20 protein-coding genes are annotated in these 24,380 nt (G+C 40.8%); 15 read left to right on the top strand and 5 right to left on the bottom strand.

Translation table 11 applies throughout. The features are described 5' to 3' along the window. Positions 1-235 precede the first annotated feature (235 nt). The 9 genes from AAEU30_RS17915 to AAEU30_RS17875 all read left to right on the top strand — a co-directional run bounded on the left by AAEU30_RS17915 (position 236) and on the right by AAEU30_RS17875 (position 10,015). Positions 236-1,411, top strand: coding sequence for an isovaleryl-CoA dehydrogenase (locus AAEU30_RS17915; protein ID WP_421961704.1), 1,176 nt, complete (start codon positions 236-238; stop codon positions 1,409-1,411). An 11-nt stretch (positions 1,412-1,422) separates the two neighbouring features. After that, positions 1,423-3,030 (top strand): carboxyl transferase domain-containing protein, encoded by a 1,608-nt coding sequence (locus tag AAEU30_RS17910; RefSeq protein WP_421961703.1) that lies wholly within the window; start codon positions 1,423-1,425, stop codon positions 3,028-3,030. Between the two features lie 10 nt (positions 3,031-3,040). After that, positions 3,041-3,811, top strand: a complete 771-nt coding sequence (locus tag AAEU30_RS17905) for an enoyl-CoA hydratase/isomerase family protein (protein ID WP_421961702.1) — start codon at positions 3,041-3,043, stop codon at positions 3,809-3,811. Positions 3,812-3,819: 8 nt separating this feature from the next. Beyond that, complete coding sequence (locus AAEU30_RS17900; protein WP_421961701.1) at positions 3,820-5,793, top strand: acetyl/propionyl/methylcrotonyl-CoA carboxylase subunit alpha; 1,974 nt, start codon at positions 3,820-3,822, stop codon at positions 5,791-5,793. After that, positions 5,786-6,709 (top strand): hydroxymethylglutaryl-CoA lyase, encoded by a 924-nt coding sequence (locus AAEU30_RS17895; RefSeq protein ID WP_421961700.1) that lies wholly within the window; start codon positions 5,786-5,788, stop codon positions 6,707-6,709. Before AAEU30_RS17900 ends, AAEU30_RS17895 begins: the two co-directional genes overlap by 8 nt. 53 nt (positions 6,710-6,762) lie before the next feature. Continuing rightward, positions 6,763-7,461 (top strand): CoA transferase subunit A, encoded by a 699-nt coding sequence (locus AAEU30_RS17890; protein WP_087534055.1) that lies wholly within the window; start codon positions 6,763-6,765, stop codon positions 7,459-7,461. A gap of 11 nt (positions 7,462-7,472) precedes the next feature. After that, positions 7,473-8,129: a 3-oxoacid CoA-transferase subunit B gene (locus AAEU30_RS17885; RefSeq protein ID WP_421961699.1), complete on the top strand. Its 657-nt coding sequence runs from the start codon at positions 7,473-7,475 to the stop codon at positions 8,127-8,129. 373 nt (positions 8,130-8,502) lie between these two features. Next, positions 8,503-9,381, top strand: a complete 879-nt coding sequence (locus AAEU30_RS17880) for a LysR family transcriptional regulator (RefSeq protein ID WP_421961698.1) — start codon at positions 8,503-8,505, stop codon at positions 9,379-9,381. 157 nt (positions 9,382-9,538) lie between these two features. Further along, a complete protein-coding gene (locus AAEU30_RS17875) occupies positions 9,539-10,015 on the top strand; it encodes a hypothetical protein (protein WP_421961697.1) in 477 nt (158 codons plus the stop codon). 55 nt (positions 10,016-10,070) lie between these two features. Here the strand turns inward: AAEU30_RS17875 and msrA are convergent, their stop codons facing one another. Continuing rightward, positions 10,071-11,345, bottom strand: coding sequence for a peptide-methionine (S)-S-oxide reductase MsrA (msrA, locus tag AAEU30_RS17870; protein ID WP_421961746.1), 1,275 nt, complete (start codon positions 11,343-11,345; stop codon positions 10,071-10,073). Between the two features lie 191 nt (positions 11,346-11,536). Between msrA and AAEU30_RS17865 the strand changes: the two genes are divergently transcribed. From AAEU30_RS17865 to AAEU30_RS17845, 5 genes are all read left to right on the top strand, one after another. Next, positions 11,537-13,054, top strand: coding sequence for a leucyl aminopeptidase (locus tag AAEU30_RS17865; protein ID WP_421961696.1), 1,518 nt, complete (start codon positions 11,537-11,539; stop codon positions 13,052-13,054). 177 nt (positions 13,055-13,231) lie between these two features. Continuing rightward, on the top strand, positions 13,232-13,891 hold the full coding sequence (pxpB, locus tag AAEU30_RS17860; RefSeq protein WP_421961695.1) for a 5-oxoprolinase subunit PxpB: 660 nt from the start codon (positions 13,232-13,234) through the stop codon (positions 13,889-13,891). 2 nt (positions 13,892-13,893) lie between these two features. After that, positions 13,894-14,826 (top strand): 5-oxoprolinase subunit C family protein, encoded by a 933-nt coding sequence (locus AAEU30_RS17855; protein ID WP_421961694.1) that lies wholly within the window; start codon positions 13,894-13,896, stop codon positions 14,824-14,826. 273 nt (positions 14,827-15,099) lie between these two features. Further along, positions 15,100-16,770, top strand: coding sequence for an asparagine synthase B (gene asnB / locus AAEU30_RS17850; protein ID WP_421961693.1), 1,671 nt, complete (start codon positions 15,100-15,102; stop codon positions 16,768-16,770). Positions 16,771-16,825: 55 nt separating this feature from the next. After that, positions 16,826-17,581 carry a PhzF family phenazine biosynthesis protein gene (locus tag AAEU30_RS17845; RefSeq protein ID WP_421961692.1) on the top strand — a complete coding sequence of 252 codons (756 nt, stop codon included), beginning with the start codon at positions 16,826-16,828 and terminating at the stop codon, positions 17,579-17,581. Here the strand turns inward: AAEU30_RS17845 and egtD are convergent. Together egtD and egtB are read right to left on the bottom strand one after the other, a co-directional pair. Further along, positions 17,578-18,555, bottom strand: coding sequence for an L-histidine N(alpha)-methyltransferase (gene egtD, locus AAEU30_RS17840; protein WP_421961691.1), 978 nt, complete (start codon positions 18,553-18,555; stop codon positions 17,578-17,580). The genes AAEU30_RS17845 and egtD overlap by 4 nt on opposite strands. Next, a complete protein-coding gene (gene egtB, locus AAEU30_RS17835; protein ID WP_421961690.1) occupies positions 18,552-19,748 on the bottom strand; it encodes an ergothioneine biosynthesis protein EgtB in 1,197 nt (398 codons plus the stop codon). Before egtB ends, egtD begins: the two co-directional genes overlap by 4 nt. Positions 19,749-20,094: 346 nt before the next feature. Between egtB and AAEU30_RS17830 the strand changes: the two genes are divergently transcribed. Further along, on the top strand, positions 20,095-21,669 hold the full coding sequence (locus tag AAEU30_RS17830) for a BCCT family transporter (protein WP_421961689.1): 1,575 nt from the start codon (positions 20,095-20,097) through the stop codon (positions 21,667-21,669). 42 nt (positions 21,670-21,711) lie between these two features. Here AAEU30_RS17830 and AAEU30_RS17825 read toward each other — a convergent pair whose 3' ends face one another. Together AAEU30_RS17825 and AAEU30_RS17820 are read right to left on the bottom strand one after the other, a co-directional pair. Next, on the bottom strand, positions 21,712-22,413 hold the full coding sequence (locus AAEU30_RS17825) for a 3'-5' exonuclease (RefSeq protein WP_421961688.1): 702 nt from the start codon (positions 22,411-22,413) through the stop codon (positions 21,712-21,714). 1 nt (position 22,414) lies between these two features. Continuing rightward, positions 22,415-24,313: a DUF294 nucleotidyltransferase-like domain-containing protein gene (locus tag AAEU30_RS17820; protein ID WP_421961687.1), complete on the bottom strand. Its 1,899-nt coding sequence runs from the start codon at positions 24,311-24,313 to the stop codon at positions 22,415-22,417. Positions 24,314-24,380 lie beyond the last annotated feature (67 nt).

Here is a 24,380-nt window from a genome sequence, read left to right as displayed (position 1 = left end):
ACCTGAACTCTGGTTAAGAGATGTACTAATGTTTTGATATTAAATCACAAATATATTTATTAGTCTCCAGCCGGAGACTTTTAGCGATAACAAGGCGAATTTACGCGTCAATAGCTGGCCTATTGCAAGTAAATTCAACGCAGTTAGCGTTGAAAGTAGCCGCGGGAGATAGATTTATTATCCAGAGTTCAGGTTAAAATACAATCATTAACAGACTCTCACACAGGAATGAATCATGAGCACTATTTCACTATATAAAGAAATGAACTTTGGCCTTGGCGAAACAGCGGATATGATCCGTGATCATGTTAATAGTTTTGCCAGTCAAGAAATCGCCCCATTAGCTGAAAAGACCGATCTTGATAATGCCTTTCCTAACCAACTTTGGCCGCAACTTGGCGAAATGGGCTTATTAGGCATGACAGTACCAGAAGAGTTAGGCGGTGCAGGCCTTGGTTACTTAGAGCATGTCATTGCGATGGAAGAAATAAGCCGAGCCAGCGCCTCTATTGGCCTAAGTTATGGTGCCCATTCAAACCTGTGTGTAAATCAAATTAACCGTAATGGTTCGCAAGCACAAAAAGAAAAATACCTGCCTAAATTAATTAGTGGTGATCACATTGGGGCTTTAGCAATGAGTGAACCCAATGCAGGCTCTGATGTCGTTTCGATGAAACTTAAAGCCGAGAAAAAAGGTGATAAATATATTCTCAATGGTAACAAGATGTGGATCACCAATGGTCCAGACGCAGACACCTTAGTTATCTACGCTAAAACTGATTTAAACGCCGGTGCTAAAGGTATTACCGCCTTTATTGTAGAAAGTAACTTTCCAGGCTTTTCAACAGCGCAAAAGCTCGACAAACTTGGCATGCGCGGGTCAAATACCTGTGAGTTAGTTTTCGAAAACTGTGAAGTACCAGAAGAGAATATTCTAGGGAATTTAAACGAAGGCGTAAAAGTACTCATGAGTGGCCTTGATTATGAGCGCGTAGTACTTGCTGCTGGCCCTCTGGGTATTATGCAAGCATGTATGGATATTGTTGTTCCTTACATTCACGAACGTAAACAATTTGATAGCCCAATCGGCCAGTTCCAGCTTATTCAAGGTAAAATAGCTGATATGTATACACAAATGAATGCCGCTCGTTCATATGTTTACACTGTTGCTAAAGCGTGCGATCGCGGTGAAACAACTCGTAAAGATGCCGCAGGCGCTATTTTATATGCAGCAGAGCTTGCAACCAAAATGGCACTAGACGCGATTCAAATTCTTGGTGGTAATGGCTACATCAATGAATATGCAACGGGTCGCCTTCTACGTGATGCAAAACTGTATGAAATCGGTGCCGGCACATCAGAAATTCGCCGTATGCTAATTGGTCGTGAATTATTCACTGAAAGCAGATAAGGACCTACGCGATGACTATTTTAAAATCTAGCGTTAATCCTCATGATCCGCAGTTTCTACAAAATCAGCAAAACATGGCTAAGCTGGTTGATGATTTACGCACCAAAGTAAAACAAATAAGCCAAGGTGGCGGCGCTGCATTAATCGAGCGTCACGAAGGCCGCGGTAAACTGTTTGTTCGTGACCGTATTAGCACCTTAATAGATGAAGGTTCGCCATTTTTAGAAATTTCACAATTTGCAGCTCATGGCGTTTATGAGCAAGCCATACCTTGTGCAGGTGTTGTTGCTGGTATTGGTCGCGTTAAAGGTGTTGAGTGTATGATCATCGCCAATGACGCAACAGTTAAAGGCGGTACCTATTTCCCTCTTACAGTGAAAAAGCACTTACGTGCACAAGACATTGCCGAGCGTTGTCATTTACCTTGCATCTATTTAGTGGATTCAGGAGGCGCAAACCTGCCTGAACAAGACGATGTATTTCCAGATAAACTGCATTTTGGCCGTATCTTTTATAATCAGGCGCGAATGTCAGGTAAAGGTATTCCACAAATTGCAGTGGTTATGGGCTTATGTACTGCTGGCGGTGCCTATGTACCCGCAATGGCCGATGAAAGCATTATCGTAAAAGAGCAAGGGACTATATTTTTAGCAGGTCCACCATTGGTTAAAGCCGCAACTGGTGAAGAGGTCACAGCCGAAGAACTCGGTGGAGCTGATGTGCACTGTAAAACCTCGGGTGTGGCAGATCACTACGCTGAAAATGATAGCCATGCATTATCAATTGCACGCCAATGTATAGAGCGCATCAATTATCAGCGCCCTACTCAGCCTTTACTTGATGAAGTTAAAGCGCCTCGTTATGACATAAGTGAGCTGTATGGCATCGTGGGGACTGATCTTAAAAAGCCATTTGACGTGCGCGAAGTAATTGCCCGTACCGTTGATGACTCTTCTTTTGATGAATTCAAACGTTACTTTGGTGACACACTAGTAACTGGCTTTGCCAAAATATATGGCCACCCAGTGGGCATTGTGGCAAACAATGGCATTTTATTTAGTGAGTCAGCGCAAAAAGGCGCTCACTTTATACAACTGTGTGCCCAGCGCAATATTCCTTTGGTGTTTTTACAAAATATTACCGGTTTTATGGTGGGTAAAAAATACGAAGCTGAAGGCATCGCAAAACATGGTGCCAAAATGGTGATGGCCGTGTCTTGTGCTGACGTACCAAAGTTTACCGTCTTAATAGGTGGCTCTTACGGCGCTGGTAACTATGGTATGTGTGGTCGTGCATTTGAACCTACCATGATGTGGATGTGGCCTAATGCCCGTATTTCTGTGATGGGTGGCGAACAAGCTGCCGGTGTAATGGCACAAGTTAAACAAGATGGCTTAGCCCGTAAAGGCCATAGTATGACTGATGAGCAAATCAGTGAGTTTAAAAAGCCAATCATTGATCAATACGAGCAGCAAGGCCACCCGTATTATGCAAGCGCCCGATTATGGGATGACGGCATAATCGACCCAGCTGATACCCGTAATGTACTTGGTTTAGCATTAAGCGCAGCTGCAAACGCACCAAAACAAGATTCGCAATTTGGCGTCTTTAGAATGTAAGGAAGTGAGTATGTCAGTAACACTACAAATAACTAAATCAAATGTGGCTGTACTCGTTTTAAGTCGCCCAGAAAAGCGTAATGCTTTTAACGAGCACGTAATACAAGAGCTTATCCAATGTATTGAGCATGCAAATACACTTGATGTGCGCGCCCTTGTGCTTAAAACAGAGGGAGAGCATTTTTCAGCCGGAGCGGATCTGAACTGGATGAAATCAATGGCTGGCAATGATTTTGCTGAAAATCTTGCTGACTCAAAACAGCTTGCTAAATTAATGCATGTTTTAGCCACCAGCCCGCTTGTCACCATTTGCGCCGTGCAAGGCGCAGCATTTGGTGGCGCACTGGGTTTAATTGCCTGTTGTGATATTGCTGTTTGCCAAGATAATGCCCAGTTTTGCCTAAGTGAAGTAAAACTTGGGTTAATTCCTGCGGTGATAAGCCCTTACGTTATTAAAGCTATTGGTGAGCGTGCAGCGCGCAGATACTTTTTAACGGCTGAAATCTTTGATGCCCATACAGCAAAGCAGCTTGGTTTAGTGCATCAAGTAACTGGCAAATTTGATTGCGCCGTTGATCAATTACTTGAAACTCTTATTAATAATGGCCCTGTTGCGGTTCGTGCTGCTAAACAACTAATAAATGATGTTGCAGGTCATGAAATCAATGGGCAAATTATAAACTTAACGGCTGAACGTATTGCACATATTCGGGTATCTGAAGAAGGCCAAGAAGGGTTAACTGCCTTTTTCGAGAAACGTCCACCAAATTGGCAAGCATAGGATTCATCATGAGCACACAATCATTACAAAAAATTCTTATTGCCAATCGCGGCGAAATAGCCTGTCGCGTTATGCGTACTGCGAAACAGATGGGTTTAACCACAGTGGCGGTGTATTCTGATGCAGATAAACACGCACAGCATGTTAAATTAGCTGACGAAGCCTACCATATCGGCGCAGCACCAAGTAAAGACTCTTATTTAGTGGCTGACAAAATCCTCAAGGTAGCACTTGATGCAAATGTTGACTGCATCCACCCAGGTTATGGTTTTTTATCTGAAAACAGTGAATTTGCAAAAGCCTGTGAACAAAACAATATTGCTTTTATAGGTCCGCCTGCAAGTAGTATTGAAGCTATGGGGTCTAAAACACGCGCTAAAGAAATCATGGCTGCAGCCAATGTGCCTTTGGTGCCTGGATACTATGGCGATAATCAAGCGCCGGATTTTCTTCAAGCAGAAGCCGATAAAATTGGCTACCCAGTCCTTATTAAAGCTGCATTTGGCGGCGGTGGTAAGGGCATGCGTATTGTCGAACACGCCAAAGACTTTTTAACTGCATTGCAAGGTGCTCAACGTGAGGCCATTGCGGGTTTTGGTAACGATCTCGTATTGCTTGAGCGCTATGTGAATAAGCCTCGCCATGTTGAAGTACAAGTATTTGCAGATAATCACGGTAACTGCGTGTATTTAGGCGATCGCGATTGCTCTTTACAACGTCGTCACCAAAAAGTGATTGAAGAAGCCCCTGCCCCAGGACTTAGCGATGAACTGCGCAAAGAAATGGGTGAAGCTGCGGTGCGCTGTGCATTGGCTATCAATTATAGGGGTGCCGGTACGGTAGAATTTTTACTTTGTGGCGATGAGTTTTTCTTTATGGAAATGAATACTCGCCTGCAAGTAGAACACCCAGTCACAGAAATGGTCACGGGTGTTGATTTAGTCAATTGGCAAATTAATGTCGCTGCTGGTAACGCTCTACCTTTAAAACAAGCAAACATCGTACTGCAAGGCCACAGTTTTGAAGCACGTATTTATGCCGAAGATCCAAGCAATGATTTTATCCCTTGCTCTGGCACCCTTGATGGCTTATATACACCCGCTGAATCTGAGTTTGTACGAATAGATACAGGTATTAAACAAGGGGATGAAATAAGCCCGTTTTACGACCCTATGATTGCAAAACTGATTGTTCATGACGATACACGTACTGCAGCGCTTTCACGTTTAAGTACTGCACTTGAGCAATTTCATTTATCTGGATTTAGCTGCAATGTAAGCTTTTTACATAACTTAGCCAATCATCAAACCTTCAAACAAGGTGCTCCGGATACGCACTTTATTGAAGAACAAGGCGATGCATTAATCACAAATGATGCTGCGTTAAATACAGTTAGTAAAATTATCGCTGCATTTTGCTATTTAGCAGATTTAAATAGTAATGGTAGTAGCCCTTGGGATCAGTTGTCTGGCTTTATGCTAAACCGTGCTCCCGTCATAACGATCCCTTTTAGTGACAGCCCTATCACGGCAACTAAGTTGAATGACGGTTTTACCATTCACCTAGACTCTGTGGATTATACAATCACAGGCACGATTAAAAATAACCTGTGCCAGGTGTTTATTAATGGAGATAAACATCGCTGTCATGTTGTTAATACAGCTAACTCCATTACCGTGATGTATAAAGCGCTACAAACTACATTTGAACTAACCGACAAGCACTACGTAAGTGAGCATGAAAGTGAAGCTCTGCCTCTTGCAGCCCCTTTAAATGGCACTGTGGTTAAACACCTTGTCGAAGTAGGTCAGCAAATTAAAAAAGGTGATGCTGTAGTTATTATTGAAGCAATGAAAATGGAGTATACCCTCAACGCACCACACGATGGCGTACTACAAAGTTATTGCTTTGCACAAGGTGAATTAGTAAGTCATGGTGCCCTACTTGCTATAGTAACTGATGAGAATGCAACTGATGAGTAACTTATTAGCCAACACATTACCTACAAAGGTACGTATTGTTGAAGTAGGTGCGCGAGATGGCCTGCAAAATGAAAGCGCCGTTAGCACCCAAGACAAAGTATCACTCATTAACGCACTAGCAGCGGCAGGTATTAGCGATATCGAAGCGGGCGCGTTTGTCTCCCCTAAATGGGTGCCGCAAATGGCCGATTCGCGCGATGTAATAAGCGCCCTAACTCTACCAGATACTAACTTAACTGCCCTCACACCAAACTTAAAAGGGGCGCAAGCGGCGCATGAAGTAGGTATTAAAGAGTTTGCCATATTCACAGCAGCTAGTGAGTCATTTTGCCAAAAGAACATCAACTGCTCAATTGAACAAAGTATTGCCCGCTTTGCCGATGTTATGGAATTTGCTAAACAACATAATATCCGTGTACGTGGCTATGTCAGCTGTGTATTAGGTTGCCCTTATGAAGGCGATATCAACCCGCAACAGGTGCTAAAAGTGAGCCAGATGTTGTTAGAGCTAGGCTGCTATGAAATAAGCCTTGGTGACACTATAGGCGTAGGCACGGCTAAAAAAGTAGATGAGTTATTGGATGTGTTGTTAGCGCATATTGATAAAACATTACTAGCAGTTCACTTTCATGACACTTACGGCCAAGCGCTCACAAATATTTACACAGCCTTAAACCGTGGCATAGCAACGGTTGACAGTGCAGTTGCAGGGCTTGGTGGATGCCCTTACGCGAAGGGTGCGTCAGGAAATGTTGCCACCGAAGATGTAGTTTACTTACTGCAAGGGCTTGGCATAGAGCATGGAATTGATTTAGAAAGACTGGCTAAAGCTGGTTGGGCAATTTGCACAGCATTAAATAAACAACCTGTGAGCAAGGTTTCCTTAGCTCTTAAAAATCAAATAGCGAATCAATAAGCTATATTTAATATAGATTGATTACATCATAATTATAATTAAGGAGTGGGCCCATGGCCGGTTTCGATAAAGTGGTTTCAAGCTATGAAGCTGCAATGGAAGGGTTAAAAGACGGCGATACAATAATTGCTGGTGGATTTGGTTTATGTGGAATTCCTGAGGGGTTAATCAGCGAGATTAAACGTAAACAAACTAAAGACCTAACTGTAGTTTCAAATAACTGCGGCGTGGATGACTTTGGTTTAGGGATTTTATTACATGACAAGCAAATAAAAAAAATTATCGCCTCGTATGTCGGTGAAAATGCCCTATTTGAACAGCAACTACTGAGCGGTGAAATTGATGTGGTACTCACTCCACAAGGTACACTCGCTGAGAAAATGCGTGCAGGCGGTGCTGGTATTCCTGCTTTTTACACCGCAACAGGTTACGGTACACCGGTAGCAGAAGGTAAAGAAGTAAAAGAGTTTGATGGTCGCCCTTATATTTTAGAAGAATCAATAACCGGAGAGTTTGCCATTGTTAAAGCGTGGAAAGCAGATAGATACGGTAACCTTGTTTTTCGCCATACAGCCATGAACTTTAATCCAATGGCCGCCACTGCAGGTAAAATTACCGTTGCCGAAGTTGAAGAAATTGTAGAACCAGGGGAGCTTGAACCGAGTCAAATTCATACCCCTGGTATTTTTGTGAATCGCGTTATTAAAGGCAGCTTTGAAAAACGCATCGAACGCACAACTACTCGCGATTAGGAGCACACAACATGGCATTATCACGTGAACAAGTCGCAATGCGTGTTGCGCAAGAGCTACAAGACGGTTACTACGTTAATTTAGGGATCGGAATTCCAACCTTAGTGGCTAACTATGTACCTGATGGCATTGAAGTTATGCTACAGTCTGAAAATGGCTTGCTGGGTATGGGTCCCTACCCGACTAAAGCTGAACTTGATGCTGATATGATCAACGCGGGTAAAGAAACCGTGACAGCAGCCACGGGAGCTGCAATATTTAATAGTGCAGATAGTTTTGCAATGATCCGTGGTGGTCATGTAGACTTAACAGTCTTAGGTGCATTTGAAGTTGACCAGAACGGAAACATCGCCTCGTGGATGATCCCCAAAAAGCTGATTAAAGGCATGGGCGGCGCGATGGACCTTGTTGCTGGCGCAAAGAATATTATTGTTACTATGACCCATGCGAGTAAACATGGTGATTCAAAACTGCTTGAAAGTTGTAATTTACCGTTAACTGGTGTTAACTGTGTAAAGAAAATAGTGACAGATTTAGCCGTGTTAGAAGTTAAAAACGGCGCATTTCATTTGCTAGAGCGCGCACCTGGTGTGTCTGTAGATGAAATTATTAGCAAAACGGCAGGCAAATTGCTTGTCACTGGTGATGTTCCAGAGATGGTGTTTTAACTTAACCTCTCAATAAATCACCTTGTACCGACCTCATTCCCAGTGCCAATGGCGCTGAGTTACCCAAAATCCCTCGCAAGAGGGATTTTTTTTGCGCAAAATTAACTGCACCATTTTATAGCAAAGCCGTTTTCGTTGCCCCAAAGTAGTAAAATCGCTGAAATCTTATCTATGCTACTAATATTGCAAATAAATCAACTGTAACAATGATTAATCAAAAATATACGCAATTGTAATTTTAATAAGCGTAATATGTTTATTTTTTATTAATGAAAGCAATAATTAATCAGTTGACGAACTATTTCAGCTAAGTCTTTGCAAATTGGGTTGTTTATTGCTTAACTATCCTTATTGAGAATTACTAACATCGACTATGCAAACACCTATTAGAGGATTACGTTCGTTTTGTTTTGCGGCAAGAACGTTAAGCTTTAAAGAAGCCGCTAACCAGCTTTATCTAACTCCATCCGCTGTGAGTCACCAAATTAAACAATTGGAAGAGCAGCTAGGTATCGAGCTTTTTGAACGTCAAACGCGTTCAATTCGGTTAACGTCCGCGGGAAAAAACTTTTATGACTCTGTATCGCCTTTGATAAAAGCACTCGAAAAAACGATAACAGAATTTAGTCAGCTGCAAGAAAATGTAAATATCAGTATTACCTTACCTGAGTTCTTTGCCAGTGAACTATTAATGCCTAAACTCAGTGAATGGACCACCGAGCACCCAAATACAAATTTACAACTAAACACCATGAAAACGCGTAAGGAGCTGACTAAGCAAAGTGATCTTTCTATTGTTTTATCATCCTCTAAGCCTATTGAAGGTGTTGTGCATGAGTTATTTTCGTTGTCATACTCCCCAGCCTGTAACAAAAAGAATTGGGAGGCATGGAAAGATGAACCATTTCAGGCACTCAATGAAGTACCTCTAATATTACATAAGGCACGCCCATGGGCTTGGCATCAATGGGCTGAGCATGCAGGTATTGATGACTTCGCGCCGAAACAAATAATCCAAGTCGACAGCATGTTTGGTGTCGCACGCGCCGCACAACAAGGAATGGGGATCGCACTTATCCCCTTGCCTATTAGCCAAACGTGGTTCGAAGAAGAGTGGCTGTTTAACTTCACAAACTTACCGCTTAAAACTAAAGATAAGTATTACTTGGTTCATCACGAACCTAGCGAGTCTAATGCTTCACTAGAGCTATTTATTAAATGGCTGCTAGATACATACAAACATTTAAAATAATTATTTATACAGCAACTCAGGGGTTGCTGTTCACTGTCTTACATACGTAAATAAATTTCACTTATAAGGTGTCTTTTTATCGTTTGTACCGCTCGCCAGCTCTGACTAAAGTTAACGTGTTCATTATGAACAACCAAATAACTCAGAGGAAATTATCATGTTAAATATACTAACAAAGCGAATTTTAGTTGCGACACTATTAACATCATCTACAGCGGTACTTGCTGATCAAACAGACTATAAATTAATGGTTATTGATAATGAAGTATCTGCGAGCGCACTTTCAAATGGTGAAATGATGGCGTTGACTAAAGATAACGAAGTTATCAAGAACGACCCTAATCGCTCTTATGAGATCCCTTTTAATAGCTGTGCTGCGAATGTAAAGTTAAGCAACTACGCTGATGCTGAAACCCTATGTACTCAAGCAATCACTTTACTTAAATCAAGTAAAGTACCAAGCTATAAGCGTAATGAGCTAACCTCGTTTGCTTTAAGTAACCGTGGGGTTGCCCGTATTATGTCAAACAATGAGACAGCAGCAATTTCAGACTTTTATGAAGCTAACCAAATGTCTAACAATGATTTAGTTAACCATAACTTAAATCGTGCTAAACAAAACTTAGCGTTATAAATGCGTTGTTCTTAATGCGGCACACTTAAGATGTTCTGTGTGCCGTTCACTTTAATTAGCTATCAGCTCTGGCAGCAAATTCTAATACCGTTGCATTTATACAATACCTGTCTTGACCATTAGGGCCTTCCCCTGGAAACATATGCCCCAGATGTATCCCCGTTGATTTAGATTTGATTTCGATTCGCTGCATACCGTAGCTGTTATCTTCATGTTCAGTGACACTGTCTTTAATTGGGTGTGTAAAAGAAAGCCAACCTGTACCTGATTTAAATCTATCACGAGTATCAAATAATGGTTCGCCACTTAGCTTATCGATAAACTGGCCATCCGGTGTGTTTTTAAAAATATCGTATTGTTTACAAAAAGGGCTATCAGTGCGTGCATTAAAAGCAACACGATACGCTTCACTATCTCCTAATTTAAATGCCCCCAATGCTTTATAAAATTCAGTATTTGTCACATACCCTTGGCGGCCAAATACTTCTTTACCATTTTCTAAAAATAAGATGGTAGGCGTTGCCCACGTAGGAGATTTAATAGTAAGGCCTGTTAGCTGATCAGCTTTTCTATAACTCAAAGGTATTGTGCCTTTGTAGTCATTTGTCACTTCTTTTTTTAACTTTTCACAGTAAGGGCAATAATCATGCGAATCAATGATCACAATCTGCTTACCTGCTAACAGCGCTTTATTATCCACTTCACTTTTTGGCTGCGTTGAGAAAACCACACCTGTAGAGTGATCAGGGCAATATCCATTTGGATTTTTTGCTATGTAGTCCTGATGATACTCCTCAGCGGGGTAAAACTTATCCAGCGGTTTTATCACTGTTTTGATTGAGTCGAAGCCTGCTGCCGTTAATTTAAGTTGATACTGTGCTTTTAATTGATTTGCTATATCAAGTTGTGTTGCATTACTGGTTAATATAATAGAGCGGTATTGCGTGCCAATATCATTGCCTTGACGATTAAGCTGCGTTGGATCGTGGCTTTCAAAATAACGCTTAAGTAAATCATCGGCCGTTAACATATTGCTGTTAAAGGTAACTTTGACAACTTCAGCGTAATTATTATCATCAAAGCGTTTAGATGAAGCTGTTATATTCCTATAAGTGGCTTTAAAGCCATGGCCATCAGCGTAGCCCGAAACAGCATCTATGACACCGGGCATTGCTTCATAGCGCTTTTCAGCTCCCCAAAAACACCCAGAACCTAATACCAGTGTTTGAACATGCATGCTGGCTTGAACATTTTTACTCGTTGTTTTTTCATCGCTCGCTAAAGCATATACACCAATGCTTGCACTCACTAGTGCAGTGCAAAGCATCATTGATAACGGTTGTTTGAACATACAAAACTCCTAAAATGCGTTATTAATCTACTAGACCTATCAATTGACGTATTAATTTCAGCCTTAACGCTTCAAACCTTATATCTGTCGTGTTTAACTTAAAGTTTGAGCCCAGATAAGGTAAAAAGTCTTTTTATTTTAACTTTTGATATTAAAACTGGGTGTTAAACATGAAAAACGTTTTTAAAGCTTCTGCAATTGCCTTAGCACTTGCAATAAGTACGCAAGTAACCGCGGCAGAGATTAACTTTTCGACAAAGATTAACAATAAAGCACAAACATTAGTGGTTTTTTATAGCCAAGATGCCAATAACAGTGCATTTAATGACATTGATAAACAGTTCAAAAATCAACTTTCTCACACTATCGATATTAAGCAATTTGATGGTAAATACGGCGATATATTGGAAGTTATTCCAACTAACTCACGTAAGCACCAACGGGTTTTCATCGTTGGTACAGGCAAGCTACAACAACTAGACAAATCAACCATAGCTAAACTGGGTGGCAATGTTCATGCGACGCTACTACAAAACAAAGTTGAATCTGCAAGCATCGTATTTGATAGCGTAAAAGGTGCTATTAGTAACCCTGAGCTTGCTGCTAATTTTGCCCACGGTGCAAATTTACGAGATCACCGCTTCGAGAAATACAAACAAACGCCAAACACTGTCACTGTAAGCTACTACTTTGATGTAGATGACAAGAAACAGACCAACAACACTTACTCTACCTTACAAAGCATAGAACAAGGCGTATTTTTAGCCCGTGATCTGACTTCTGAAGTAGCAACACAAATGACGCCCGTTGCGTTTGCAAAAGCAGCAAAAGAATTAGAAGCACTCGGTGTTGAAATTACCGTTTTAGAACCAAAAGAATTGAAAGAACTCGGTATGGGTGCGCTTGAAGCAGTTGGCCGTGGTAGTGAACAAGGTGCACGATTAGTTGTAGCACATTACAAAGGCTCAAACACAACGCCCATTGCATTAGTTGGTAAAGGGATCACTTTTGATTCTGGTGGTTATAGCATCAAAACTGGCGCATCAATTGCTCGCATGAAATCGGATATGGCGGGTGCCGCCGCTGTGCTTGGTACCGTTAAAGCAATGGCTTTAGCTAAAGCGGATAAAAATGTCGTGGCCGTTATGGGCATGGCGGCTAATATGGTGTCACAATTTGCTGTAGCCCCTGGCGATGTTGTACGCACTGCTGAAGGCCTCAGCGTTGAAATAGTCAACACTGATGCTGAAGGACGCTTAGTGTTAAGTGATGCCATGTGGTATGCACGTAAACATTTTAATCCTGAAATCATGATTGATGTTGCCACTCTAACAGGTTCAAAAATCAAAGCTGTTGGCAATGATTACGCTGGCGTTTTTTCACAAGACGATACGCTTATTTCACAGCTTACTTTAGCGGGTAAACAGGTAAACGAAAACCTATGGCGCCTGCCTTTAGGCTACAAAAGCACGTTAAGTTCTGACATTGCAGATCTTAAGAACCTAGGTTCAAGCGGACCAGGTGCTACAACGGCAGCGAGCTTTTTAGAGCACTTTGCTGGTGAAACTCGTTGGGTACACATAGATATTGCTGGTAATGCACTTGCGACTAAAGGCAAAGATGAAATCTCACCTGGCGGCACAGGCTTTGGTGTGCGACTTTTAAGTGAGTGGCTGTTGAGTAATTAAGCTTTTATAATTAAGCCTTAAATATACGGTGCATAAGTACAGTCGTTTACTTGTGCACCTACTTAAATTTGCTTTGTATTTACATAGAGCGCCTATTATTCTAGTCGCATAGGTGTAAACATTTTTAATTGAGTGTGGTAGCTTGACGTTATTAATAACTAAAAACAATAATCGTCAATGGACTTAAAAACAACGACATCAGTTGTAATCCTCAGTAGCAATAGTCTATTTTTGGATGCAACACATTTATCTGAAGACACACTAACGATTCAAAAAAAAATCTGGGCTTTAGCTGCTAAGTGCAAAGCAAGCAATGCGTTTATAGATGTAGTACCCGCTATGAACTCCCTGTGCGTATATTTACACAACTCAGATGAACTAGTGCATTGGCAAAATGAGCTAACAAATTGGTGGCAAGACATTGATACCATGCAACATCAAGGCACACATCATAAAGTTATTACTCATTATGGCGGTGAGCATGGACCGGATCTCGACTTTGTTGCGAAAGCACATAATTTAACCACTCAGGACGTTATACAACTACATAGTAATGCGCGCTATCAAGTACTATTTTTAGGTTTTCAACCTGGCTTTGTATATTTAGATGGCTTAGCTGAGCAACTACATACCCCACGCAGAGATAATCCACGTACTAAAGTGCCAAAAGGGTCTGTGGCAATAGGTGCTAATCAAACAGGCATCTACCCTGCTGACTCCCCTGGCGGCTGGCACATAATAGGTCATACTGATTTCAACTTATTTGATTACCTTAATAACCCACCAAGTGTTATACAACCTGGTGATACCTTATCGTTTGTTAGTGCGGAGTCTTAATCATGATCACAGTTATTAAACCGGGTTTATTAATGAGTATCCAAGATAAAGGACGTACAGGCTTTCGCCATTTAGGTGTTGCTCAATCTGGTGTAATAGATAGCTATGCGATGGTAATAGCCAATCGATTACTTGGCAATGCTGATAACAATGCAGTGATCGAAATTACCCTAGGGTTGGCTCAACTCAAATTCGAGTGCGATACTGTAATTGCTTTGATTGGCACTGATATGAAAGCTCATTTAGACGATACAGCTATATACCCTGGTTGGACGTACACTGTTAAAAAGGGGCAAACCATCCGCTTTGCAGCCGCACGTAATGGCTTTAGGGCTTATTTAGCCTGCAAAGGCGGCATTCAAAGTGACAAAATAATGAGTTCTCGCTCAACTGATTTAGCAGCAGGGTTTGGCGGTGCCACTGGCCACGCTCTTAAAGAACATGACACCCTCGCAATTAAACCATTTACAGAACACTGGCCTAAACTAGGTGCTATTTCACCAGCAAAACGTGAAGTGATCCGAATACACCCAAGTATTCATAAAGAATTATTAACACAGCACGTTATCAATGAATTTAGCAGTAAAAAATGGCACGTAACGCCACAGAGTAACCGAATGGGGGTTCGTTTGAATACTCAATCACAGTCATTATCACACAGTCATTCATTACCTTCACTTGCTGTTGCACCGGGGTCAATTCAACTGCCTCCTAATGGTGAGCCAATTGTATTATTAAATGATGGCCAAACGACAGGTGGTTATCCACTACTTGGCACAGTCATTGAAGCTGATCTATTTCTATTTGCACAATTAAAACCAGGCGATAGCATTCGCTTTGAATACGTAGATATAGCCACAGCTAATAAAGCAAAAGCAAAATTAGATGCTCACCTTGCTCAGCTATCTCTAGCACTTGAAAATGCAAAACATTAACGCACCAAAAAGGAGCACTCGAGCTTTAATCCTGTGAGAATTAACCCTATAACAGAATGGATTAGTGGTTATTTGTGTTTTTCATTGCATTAAAAGAAATCGTTAACAAGCTTCAGTGGCCACTTTGGTGCAATGAAGATCATGGTGGTGCATAAATTATTCTAAAAATATTGTAAAAGCTATGTGACTTAGTTAAATATTTCTGTTAAAACAAAGGTTCGCAATTAGGCAAAGCCTGCCTAATTGCACACATGATAGGAATGAGGAGTTACTATGTGTTCAATTTTCGGTGTATTAGACATAAAGTCTGATGCCACACAGTTGCGTAGTCAAGCAATTGAAATGTCAAAGTTATTACGACACCGGGGGCCAGATTGGTCAGGTGTATATTCATCAGAAAAAGCGATTTTAGTGCATGAGCGTTTAGCCATTGTTGGCGTATCAAGCGGTGCTCAACCACTTTATAACCCTGAGAAAACACATATTTTAGCGGTTAACGGTGAAATTTATAATCACAAAGAATTAGCTGCAAATTTAGAGACTGATTTTACCTTTCAAACGCAGTCTGATTGCGAAGTCATTCTGGCGCTTTATAAACAAAAAGGCCCTGAATTTTTAGATGATTTAAATGGTATTTTTGCTTTTTGTTTATACGATGAAGAGCAAGATGCGTATCTTATAGGTCGTGACCACATTGGTATAATTCCACTTTATACGGGTCATGATGAGCACGGTAATTTTTATGTTGCTTCTGAATTAAAAGCATTATCACCAATTTGTAAAAGTATTCAGGAGTTTCCTCCTGGTCATTACCTATATAGTAAAGATGGTGAACTTAAACCATATTATAAGCGCGACTGGGAATCATTTGAAGCTGTTAAAGATAATAGCGCTCAAGCTCAAGATGTGAAAGATGCATTAGAAAGTGCCGTTAAACGCCAACTAATGTGCGATGTCCCTTATGGGGTATTACTCTCTGGTGGCCTAGACTCATCAGTTATCTCAGCAATCACACAAAACTTTGCTGCTAAACGTATTGAAGATAATGACGAAAGTGATGCATGGTGGCCCAAATTACATTCTTTTTCTGTTGGTCTAGAAGGCTCACCAGATTTAGCAGCAGCACAAAAAGTAGCTGATATGATTGGTACAATTCACCACCCTATTCACTTTACTATTCAAGAAGGGATCGATGCGTTAAAAGAAGTTATTTATCATATCGAAACATACGATGTAACAACTATTAGAGCATCAACACCGATGTATTTAATGGCACGACAAATTAAAGCCATGGGTATTAAAATGGTACTTTCAGGTGAAGGTGCTGATGAGCTATTTGGTGGTTATTTGTATTTCCACAAAGCACCAAATGCACAGGAATTTCATGAAGAGTTAAACCGCAAAGTATCAAAGCTGCATATGTTTGACTGTTTACGTGCGAATAAATCAATGGCCGCTTGGGGTGTGGAAGCACGTGTGCCATTCCTTGATAAAGAGTTTGTTGATGTTGCTATGCGTATCAACCCTGAAGCTAAAATGTGTAAAGACGGAAAAATTGAAAAACACATTCTGCGCGAAGGTTTTGATGGCTACTTGCCTGATGAAGTTTTATGGCGTCAAAAAGAACAATTCTCTGACGGCGTTGGTTACAGTTGGATTGACACTTTAAAAGAGTATGTTGCTGAGCAAGTAAGCGACCAAGATTTAGCAAATGCTAAATTTAAATACCCTATTAATACACCTGATTCAAAAGAAGCGTATTTTTATCGCTCAATTTTTGAGTCTCACTTCCCAGGTGACGCGGCTGCTAAATGTGTTCCGCACGGAAAATCAGTTGCCTGCTCTACTCCTGAGGCATTAGCATGGGATGCATCATTTCAAAATAATGCAGATCCATCAGGACGTGCGGCGGGTATCCATAACGATGCCTATACACAAAAATAATAAACCTCACGGTCTATTAAATTTACCCCAGTACAAAACAAGGCGTTTTGTGCTGGTGGCTCAGCAACAAACTGTTTTTGCCCACTCTAACACTAAAAAAGCGGGCTCATCAGCACTGATTGTGTTACATCAGCCAGGGCTAAGCGCTTACATGATGCAGCAAATTGCGCGCACGTCACAGCAATCTGCGACTGTTTTTATAAATGTAAGATATAGCACGCAAGTTCTTTGCCCTATTCGCTGGTTTAATCAAAATAATGAAATTAAACGCTGTGGTCATGGGACTTTAGCGGCAGCATTATTTTTGCAGCAGTATCAAGGTTATTGTCCTCGCCAATTTATAAGTCTAAGCGGTGAAACTTTTAAAATAACCTATAAATTAAAACAATTACGGCTGAGTATGGCGAAAATAGCTAGCAAAGAAGTTGCTCCGCATAAAGCTGTCGTAAAGGCAATTGATAGTGCTATTTTACGCAGCTACGCTAGTGCAGAAGAAGGTGGCTACACCACCATTGTTGTAGATGAAAGCCAGCCACTATGTACACGTTCGATATTAATCAAACCGCTGTTATCGGTCGCAACGGCTCTCATCGTGTTGCAACAAGATAGCAAAACACAGCAATGGTATTTTAGATACTTCGCTCCTTATTACGGTATAGACGAAGACCAAGCAACGGGTTCAGCCGTAAGCATCATAACCCCCATCATTAAGCAATTAACAAAACAAACTAATGGCGCCCTCATTCAAGCATCTAAAAATGGTGCACGGTTAAACTATCACTTAGCCTGTCAAAGTGTACTGCTATATTAATTCTGTGGTCGTAATAAGCACAATGCAAAATAATTATTGCAGTCTTGCCACGTGTGCTCCAGTGTTAAATTAGCTTGTGCGGCTAATTGAGCAAACGAGTCAACTGTATACTTATGTGAATTTTCAGTGTGTATGCTTTCACCTTGAGCAAATTCAAACAAATGATTATTGATGACAACACTTTGCTCACATTGACTCACCAAATGCATTTCAATTCGGCTGTGTTGTTCGTTAAATCTGGATTGATGGTTAAAGCCTGACAAATTAAACGTGCCATTGAGCTCATTATTAATACGTTGTAGTAAATTTTTATTAAACTGCGCCGTCACCTCGGCTTTATCATCATAGGCTTCTAACAGTACCTGACGTTCTTTAACTAAATCTATGCCTATTAACACATAGCCGTTTAAACCACATAAACGATGGAAGTTTTTCATTATCTCAATCGCTTTAATAGGTGCAAAGTTTCCAAGAGTTGAACCTGGAAAATAAACTAGATTGGTTTGGTTATCTAAAGCAGTATCTTTGGTTAACTGCTTTACCATTTGGCTATGCGTAAAATCCCCCAGTAAGGGGGAAATAACCAATTCAGGAAATAAAGGCGATAAATGCGCGAGCGAGTAGTTAAGCATTTCTTTTGAAATTTCAAACGGAACGAACGTCTTTACATTGGCTAGATGGGCAAGTAAATACGCCACTTTTTTTCCTGAGCCACAACCGGGCTCTATGATTGATAAATTTTCTGGCAACATTTTCGCAATGTCGTGGGAATATTGCTCTAAAATAGCCAGCTCAGTACGGGTGACATAATATTCACTTAACGTGGTAATTTGTTCAAATAATGCTGCGCCTCTATCATCATAAAAATATTTACACGGCAATGACTTTTGTTGTTGACTTAGGCCATCCAACACATCATTTAAAAAGCTTTCATCTGTTATATGCTGTTCGCTAACGACCTTTAACTGGCTCATACTTTATCCCTCGCTAACCTAATTCCACTTTGCATCCACGCTTGGTGTGGATAATAAAAATTTCTATATGTGGTGCGTAAATGGCCATTAGGAGTTAATGCACAACCGCCTCTAAGCACCATTTGATTATTCATAAATTTACCGTTGTACTCACCGGCAACTCCCGCAATCGGTTTAAAGCCCGGATAAGGTAAATAAGCACTGTTTGTCCATTGCCAACAGCTGTCATGTAACTGAACTAACTCTGGGCAATGTTGTTGTGCAGCATGCTCCCATTCAAACTCGGTGGGCAATCTTGCGTTGGCAAAACAGGCATACGCTGACGATTCATAAAAGCTAACATGGCTGACAGGTAAGTCCATCGCTAAGGGTTGCAGGCCATATAAAGTAAATTCGTACCACTGGTCATCAATACAATGCCAGTATAAAGGGCATCTTGCATGTGTGCTTTGTAATAAAGCCCATCCATCACTAAGCCAATATTTAGGCTGTTGGTAGCCCTGCTCGTTGATAAACGCTAAATATTCACCATTGGTAACTAAGCGATTAGCCACACTAAATGGTTGCAGTAAAACTTGATGTGTTGGCTGTTCATTATCGTAGGAAAATCCACAGCCTTGTGTTGCCCCAATTTCAGTAATACTTTGCTCAAAATCAATATAATGAATGCTTTTTACAGGTGAACTATCAGCTATTTTACAGTCGATGTGTTGATAGGCTGGAAATGATGGATTAATCGATAAGTTATACTTTATATCCATGAGCATCAACTCTTGATGCTGCTGTTCATGGTTTAAGCCAAGTTCCAGTAATTCATTTAGGGTATTATTGATCAACAATAATGTCTGTAATGCATCGTCAACATACGCTCGATATTCAAGTACAGTCTCTAAACTTGGCCGAGAAAGTCCCCCTCTATTTGCGCGACTAAATTGCTCACCAATGCCATTATAATAAGAGTTAAATAATACGGAGAAACACTCATCAAACACCTTGTAGTTGTTCATATGTGGTAACAATAAGAAAGTTTCGAAAAACCACGTGGTATGAGCAAGGTGCCATTTCATCGGGCTGACATCACTCATCGCTTGAACCTGACAGTCCTCCGCACTCAATGGCGCAATAAGCGATAAAGAATCTTGTCTCACTTTTTTATAGTACGCGATTAATGATTGTGTACTGTTTGCGGTCATATCATCCCTCATTTACCTATTGACTTACTATAGTCTAACTTTAGTTAAAACACATTGAAGTGACACTTAGATGAAATATTAATTAGACTTATATGTTTATTGATTTAAATACATTTATTTTTATGCGTTGCCATGACAGCCAGATACTGATCCTGTAAGCTATTAACTACCGTAATGGCTATAATTCAGCACTTTAGCGACTTTACATTTACAATTTTTCGTTTGCTTCTACACTTTAGCAAGTAACCTAACACTAATTTTTAGTTAGTCTTCGAAATAATATCTTGGTGGGTCAAAGCTGAATAAACCATTAAAATAAACGGAAATACAACAAAAGAGGTTTTTCATGAGTGATAATCATGACAAATATAGTATCGATAATACGGACTACACGGTAGGCCAAGACAATATCCAAAAATGGGGGTTTGACGTACATAACCCTGTTTTTGGCACTAGCGCTGGCTTAATTTTAATTTTTTTAATTGCGGTGTTAGTGAGTGATCCTGACTCAGCAAAAGCAAGTCTCGATGGGATCAAGTTAAGCATATTAAATAACTTTGATAGTTTTTTAATGTGGTCTGCTAACATTTTTTTATTATTTTGTATCGGCCTTATTTTTTCACCGTACGGTAAAATTCGCCTTGGCGGTGTAAATGCACGTCCTACTCACTCTCGCCTCTCCTGGATGGCAATGCTATTTGCAGCAGGTATGGGGATCGGCTTGATGTTTTGGGGGGTTGCAGAGCCCGTTGCTTACTTTACAGGCTGGTACGAAACTCCATTAAATGTGACTCCTAATACCCCAGAGGCAGCTAAATTGGCGATGGGCGCCACTATGTTCCATTGGGGTCTACATCCGTGGGCTATCTATGCTGTTGTTGCCTTATCTCTTGCCTTTTTTACTTATAACAAAGGGTTACCCCTTTCTATACGTTCGATTTTTTATCCTATATTAGGTGATAGAACGTGGGGCTGGCCCGGCCACCTAATTGATATTTTAGCAGTACTGGCCACCTTATTTGGTTTAGCTACTTCTCTGGGGCTCGGAGCACAACAAGCATCTGCCGGTATTAACCATGTATTTGGTATTGAATCTGGTGTTGGTTTACAAATTATAGTAATTGCTGTAGTAACATTATTAGCAATAATTTCTGTGGTACGTGGAATTGATGGTGGTGTGAAATTATTAAGTAATATTAATATGTTAATCGCCTTTGCTTTGATGGCATTTGTTTGTTTAGTTGGCTTTGCTGCTGCAATGGGTAATATTCCGACCACGATAATGGGTTATGTTGAAAACATTGTGCCATTAAGTAACCCACATGGCCGTGAAGATGAAACTTGGATGCACGGTTGGACTGTATTCTATTGGGCTTGGTGGATTTCATGGTCCCCGTTTGTTGGTATGTTCATTGCACGTGTATCAGAAGGTCGTACAATTCGTGAATTCTTAATTGCCGTGTTATTAATTCCAACACTGGTTACGATACTTTGGATGTCTATCTATGGCGGTATTGCAATTGACCAAGTAGTCAGTGGTGTTGGTAAGCTTGGTACAGATGGTTTAACGCAAGTCCCTCTTGCCATGTTTGAAATGTTTGACGAACTCCCATTAGGCAAATTACTGTCTTTCACTGCTGTAGTGTTAGTCTTGGTGTTCTTTATTACCTCATCTGATTCCGGTTCATTGGTTATCGACTCAATCACCGCGGGTGGTAAAGTTGATGCGCCAGTACCACAACGTATTTTCTGGGCATCAATTGAAGGAGCAATTGCCGCAACGTTACTGTGGATTGGCGGAACACAAGCAATGGAGGCACTGCAAGCCGGTGCTGTTTCTACAGGCTTGCCATTTACCGTGGTTTTATTACTTATGTGCGTGAGTTTATTGTTAGGCCTTAGAACTGAGCCTAGAAGCTAAGTGTAACTAAAATATAATGACGCCGCTTTTTAGCGGCGTTTTTTATATCCATAAATTACCAAGAGGTGTGTCTTGGCGATAATGATGGGCTAATTGTGCTTGTAATAATTCGGCGGTAGCTAACGCATCATTCAGCGCATTGTGATTTTGGTACGCCGGCAATGAATAGCGCGTTCGTGAGTTAGCCAACCTAACAGAGTCTAGTTTAGTATTAAATAGCCGTCCAATTAGTCCCTGCCTTGCTTTTAATGCTCGTCTCTCTAATTCAAGAGTGTCAATCACCGCAAACTCAAGTCCTTCCCCTAACCGAGCTTTCATTGCTTGATATAAAAAGTGTCGTTCAATTGGGGCAAAATGGACCACTATTACTTTGCCTTTAAGTGCATTTAATAACGGCGTAATAATCTCTGAAAAATCTGGCGCGTTAATTAACTCTGAATGAGTGATACCGTGAATAACAATGGACTCTTCGGCTAGTTTTTGTTGCGGCTTTACCAACCAATGTTGACTGTCTCGACAATATATACGGCGGCTATCAAAGGGGATCAAGCCCACACTGACTATATCATCAGAACCATAATTTAGACCGGTCGTTTCAAAATCTAGCGCCACTAAAGGAACATCACTTATAGGCTTAGTTTCGTCAACAACTACATCTTGATAATAAGCTTGAATACAGTGGTTTTGCGCTTCATTTTGTAGCTGTACATACCGCTCACGCCAATCGACTTTATTCGCTACCATGCTATTTAATACCTGAGTTAGCAGAATATTTAAATTTAAGAAAGTTTTGCGCTTTATCTAAAATTGCAAAGGCTTCCTTTAAATTGCGCTGTTCAAATGGAGATAACAGATGCGGCTCTAAGTCGTTATCTGGTTCCTCATTGAGCTGCTCTATTTGCCAAGCTTGGTGGCGAATACGTACCATGGCTATATATTCTAAGGCGTCACGTAAATCTTGCGCTTTCCCATCCGGTAACAGTTTTGCATCAATAATATCTTCTAAACGCTCAAACGAGTTTTGTTTACGTGATCCCACAGCCAATGCATGCACGCGGATAACATCAGACAGCGGTGCTGTACCGCGACGCTTTAAGTTCATTGAGCGTTTATGCTGGCCATTATGTTCAAGTACAAAGTCCTTAAAAAAACCTAATGGCGGTGTGCGATTACGTGCATTAGCGGCCATGTTTGCTAAAAAACGTTTATTATTACGCCCTTCTTTAGCGATAAAGCGTTGCAGTTCTTGCGCCCATTTTACTTTTCCGTGTACACCATCTAAATCAAAAAATATCGCGCTATTGAGCAAAGCTTGTGGTTTTGGCTCAGCAATCCAATTGGTAAATTGCTGTTGCCACTGCTCTTTTGTTAAGCGCCATTTTCTAAACGAGGCCATTATTTCACCGTCGCAATATTTATAACCACACAATGCTAGGCCATCACACACTAAATCAGCCAGTTTTTGGAAATAGTCATCGTGTTTGTCTTCATCAAAGCTATTATCAAGAATAATTGCGTTATCTTGATCTGTCACAATAAGCTGTTCATCTCGAGCCATAGAACCTAAAGCAATAAAACAATAAGGCACAGGCGGTGGACCAAGCTGCTCTTCTGCTAGAGTTAATAAACGTTGTTTGAAGGTTCGACCAATAACAGCCATTGCAGTGCCGATCATATGAGAATTTGCATCTTCATTCACCATACGAACAAATACATTGGGTAATTGTCGTGCATAATAAGCAAGATCTTCAACAGAAGGCTGAGCTAAGATCCCTCTGACGAGTAACAAGCTACTTTGGGACTCATAACGAAGTATATCGGACAATGAAATAACACCAATCGGCTTTTTCTTTACGACCACAGGTAAATGGTGGATATTGTCTCTTAACATGGCAAGCACCGCTTCAAACACATATGCATTACTGTCGAGCAGTATCAGATCCCTTTGCATAATTTGTTGAGCAGGCTGCGCATAATCTAAACCAAGAGCGATAACTTTACTGCGTAAATCACGGTCAGTAATAATACCCACTACTTGTCCATCATCGTCTTCGGGGTCATCACTAATTGGTTTATCTACATCAGTAACGAGGACCGAAGAAACCGATTCGTCCGTCATAGTTTGGGCTACATGTTGTATGCTGGCATCTTTTGCAACAGTCACCACATCTCTGTGCAATAATGATTTTACTTTTGCAGTAGTTAAATCATTACCATCAGCTTGCTCTACGATTGCCTGATGAAGCCTTACTGTGCCATTGGCTTCAAAGTAATCTGCAAACGCTTCATATTTATCACAATATTCAGTGAAAATATCAATGTTAATACAATACAGTAAAGTATCTTCGAGCGCTTTAGCCGGGTAACGAACTTTACGGTTCATTAATAATCCCATTTGGCCAAATATCCCACCGATAGTGAGTCGGTTATCCAGCTCTCCATCTCGACGATACGTTTCTACAGCACCGCTGCGTATTACGTATAAATCACTTATATCGTCACCATATTGGTGGATAATTGTTTCTGCGCGATAATAAGAAACTTCTACTTGGCAGGCAATATGATTTAAAGCATCTTCAGGTAAATCATCAAATGGGGCATACTCACTGAGGAAACTGGCTATATCAACATGTTCGGCTTGCATTAGACTGTCCGTTTTAAAGCATTTTGTTGATTGTGAGCCTAATCGGCTATTTTTTCAAAGAAAAATA

The sequence above is a fragment of the Pseudoalteromonas mucoides genome, from assembly GCF_049257175.1.
GTDB lineage: Bacteria > Pseudomonadota > Gammaproteobacteria > Enterobacterales > Alteromonadaceae > Pseudoalteromonas.
The sequence above is the reverse complement of the archived record's forward strand: the minus strand, read 5'-3'. Positions and strand labels throughout refer to the sequence as shown.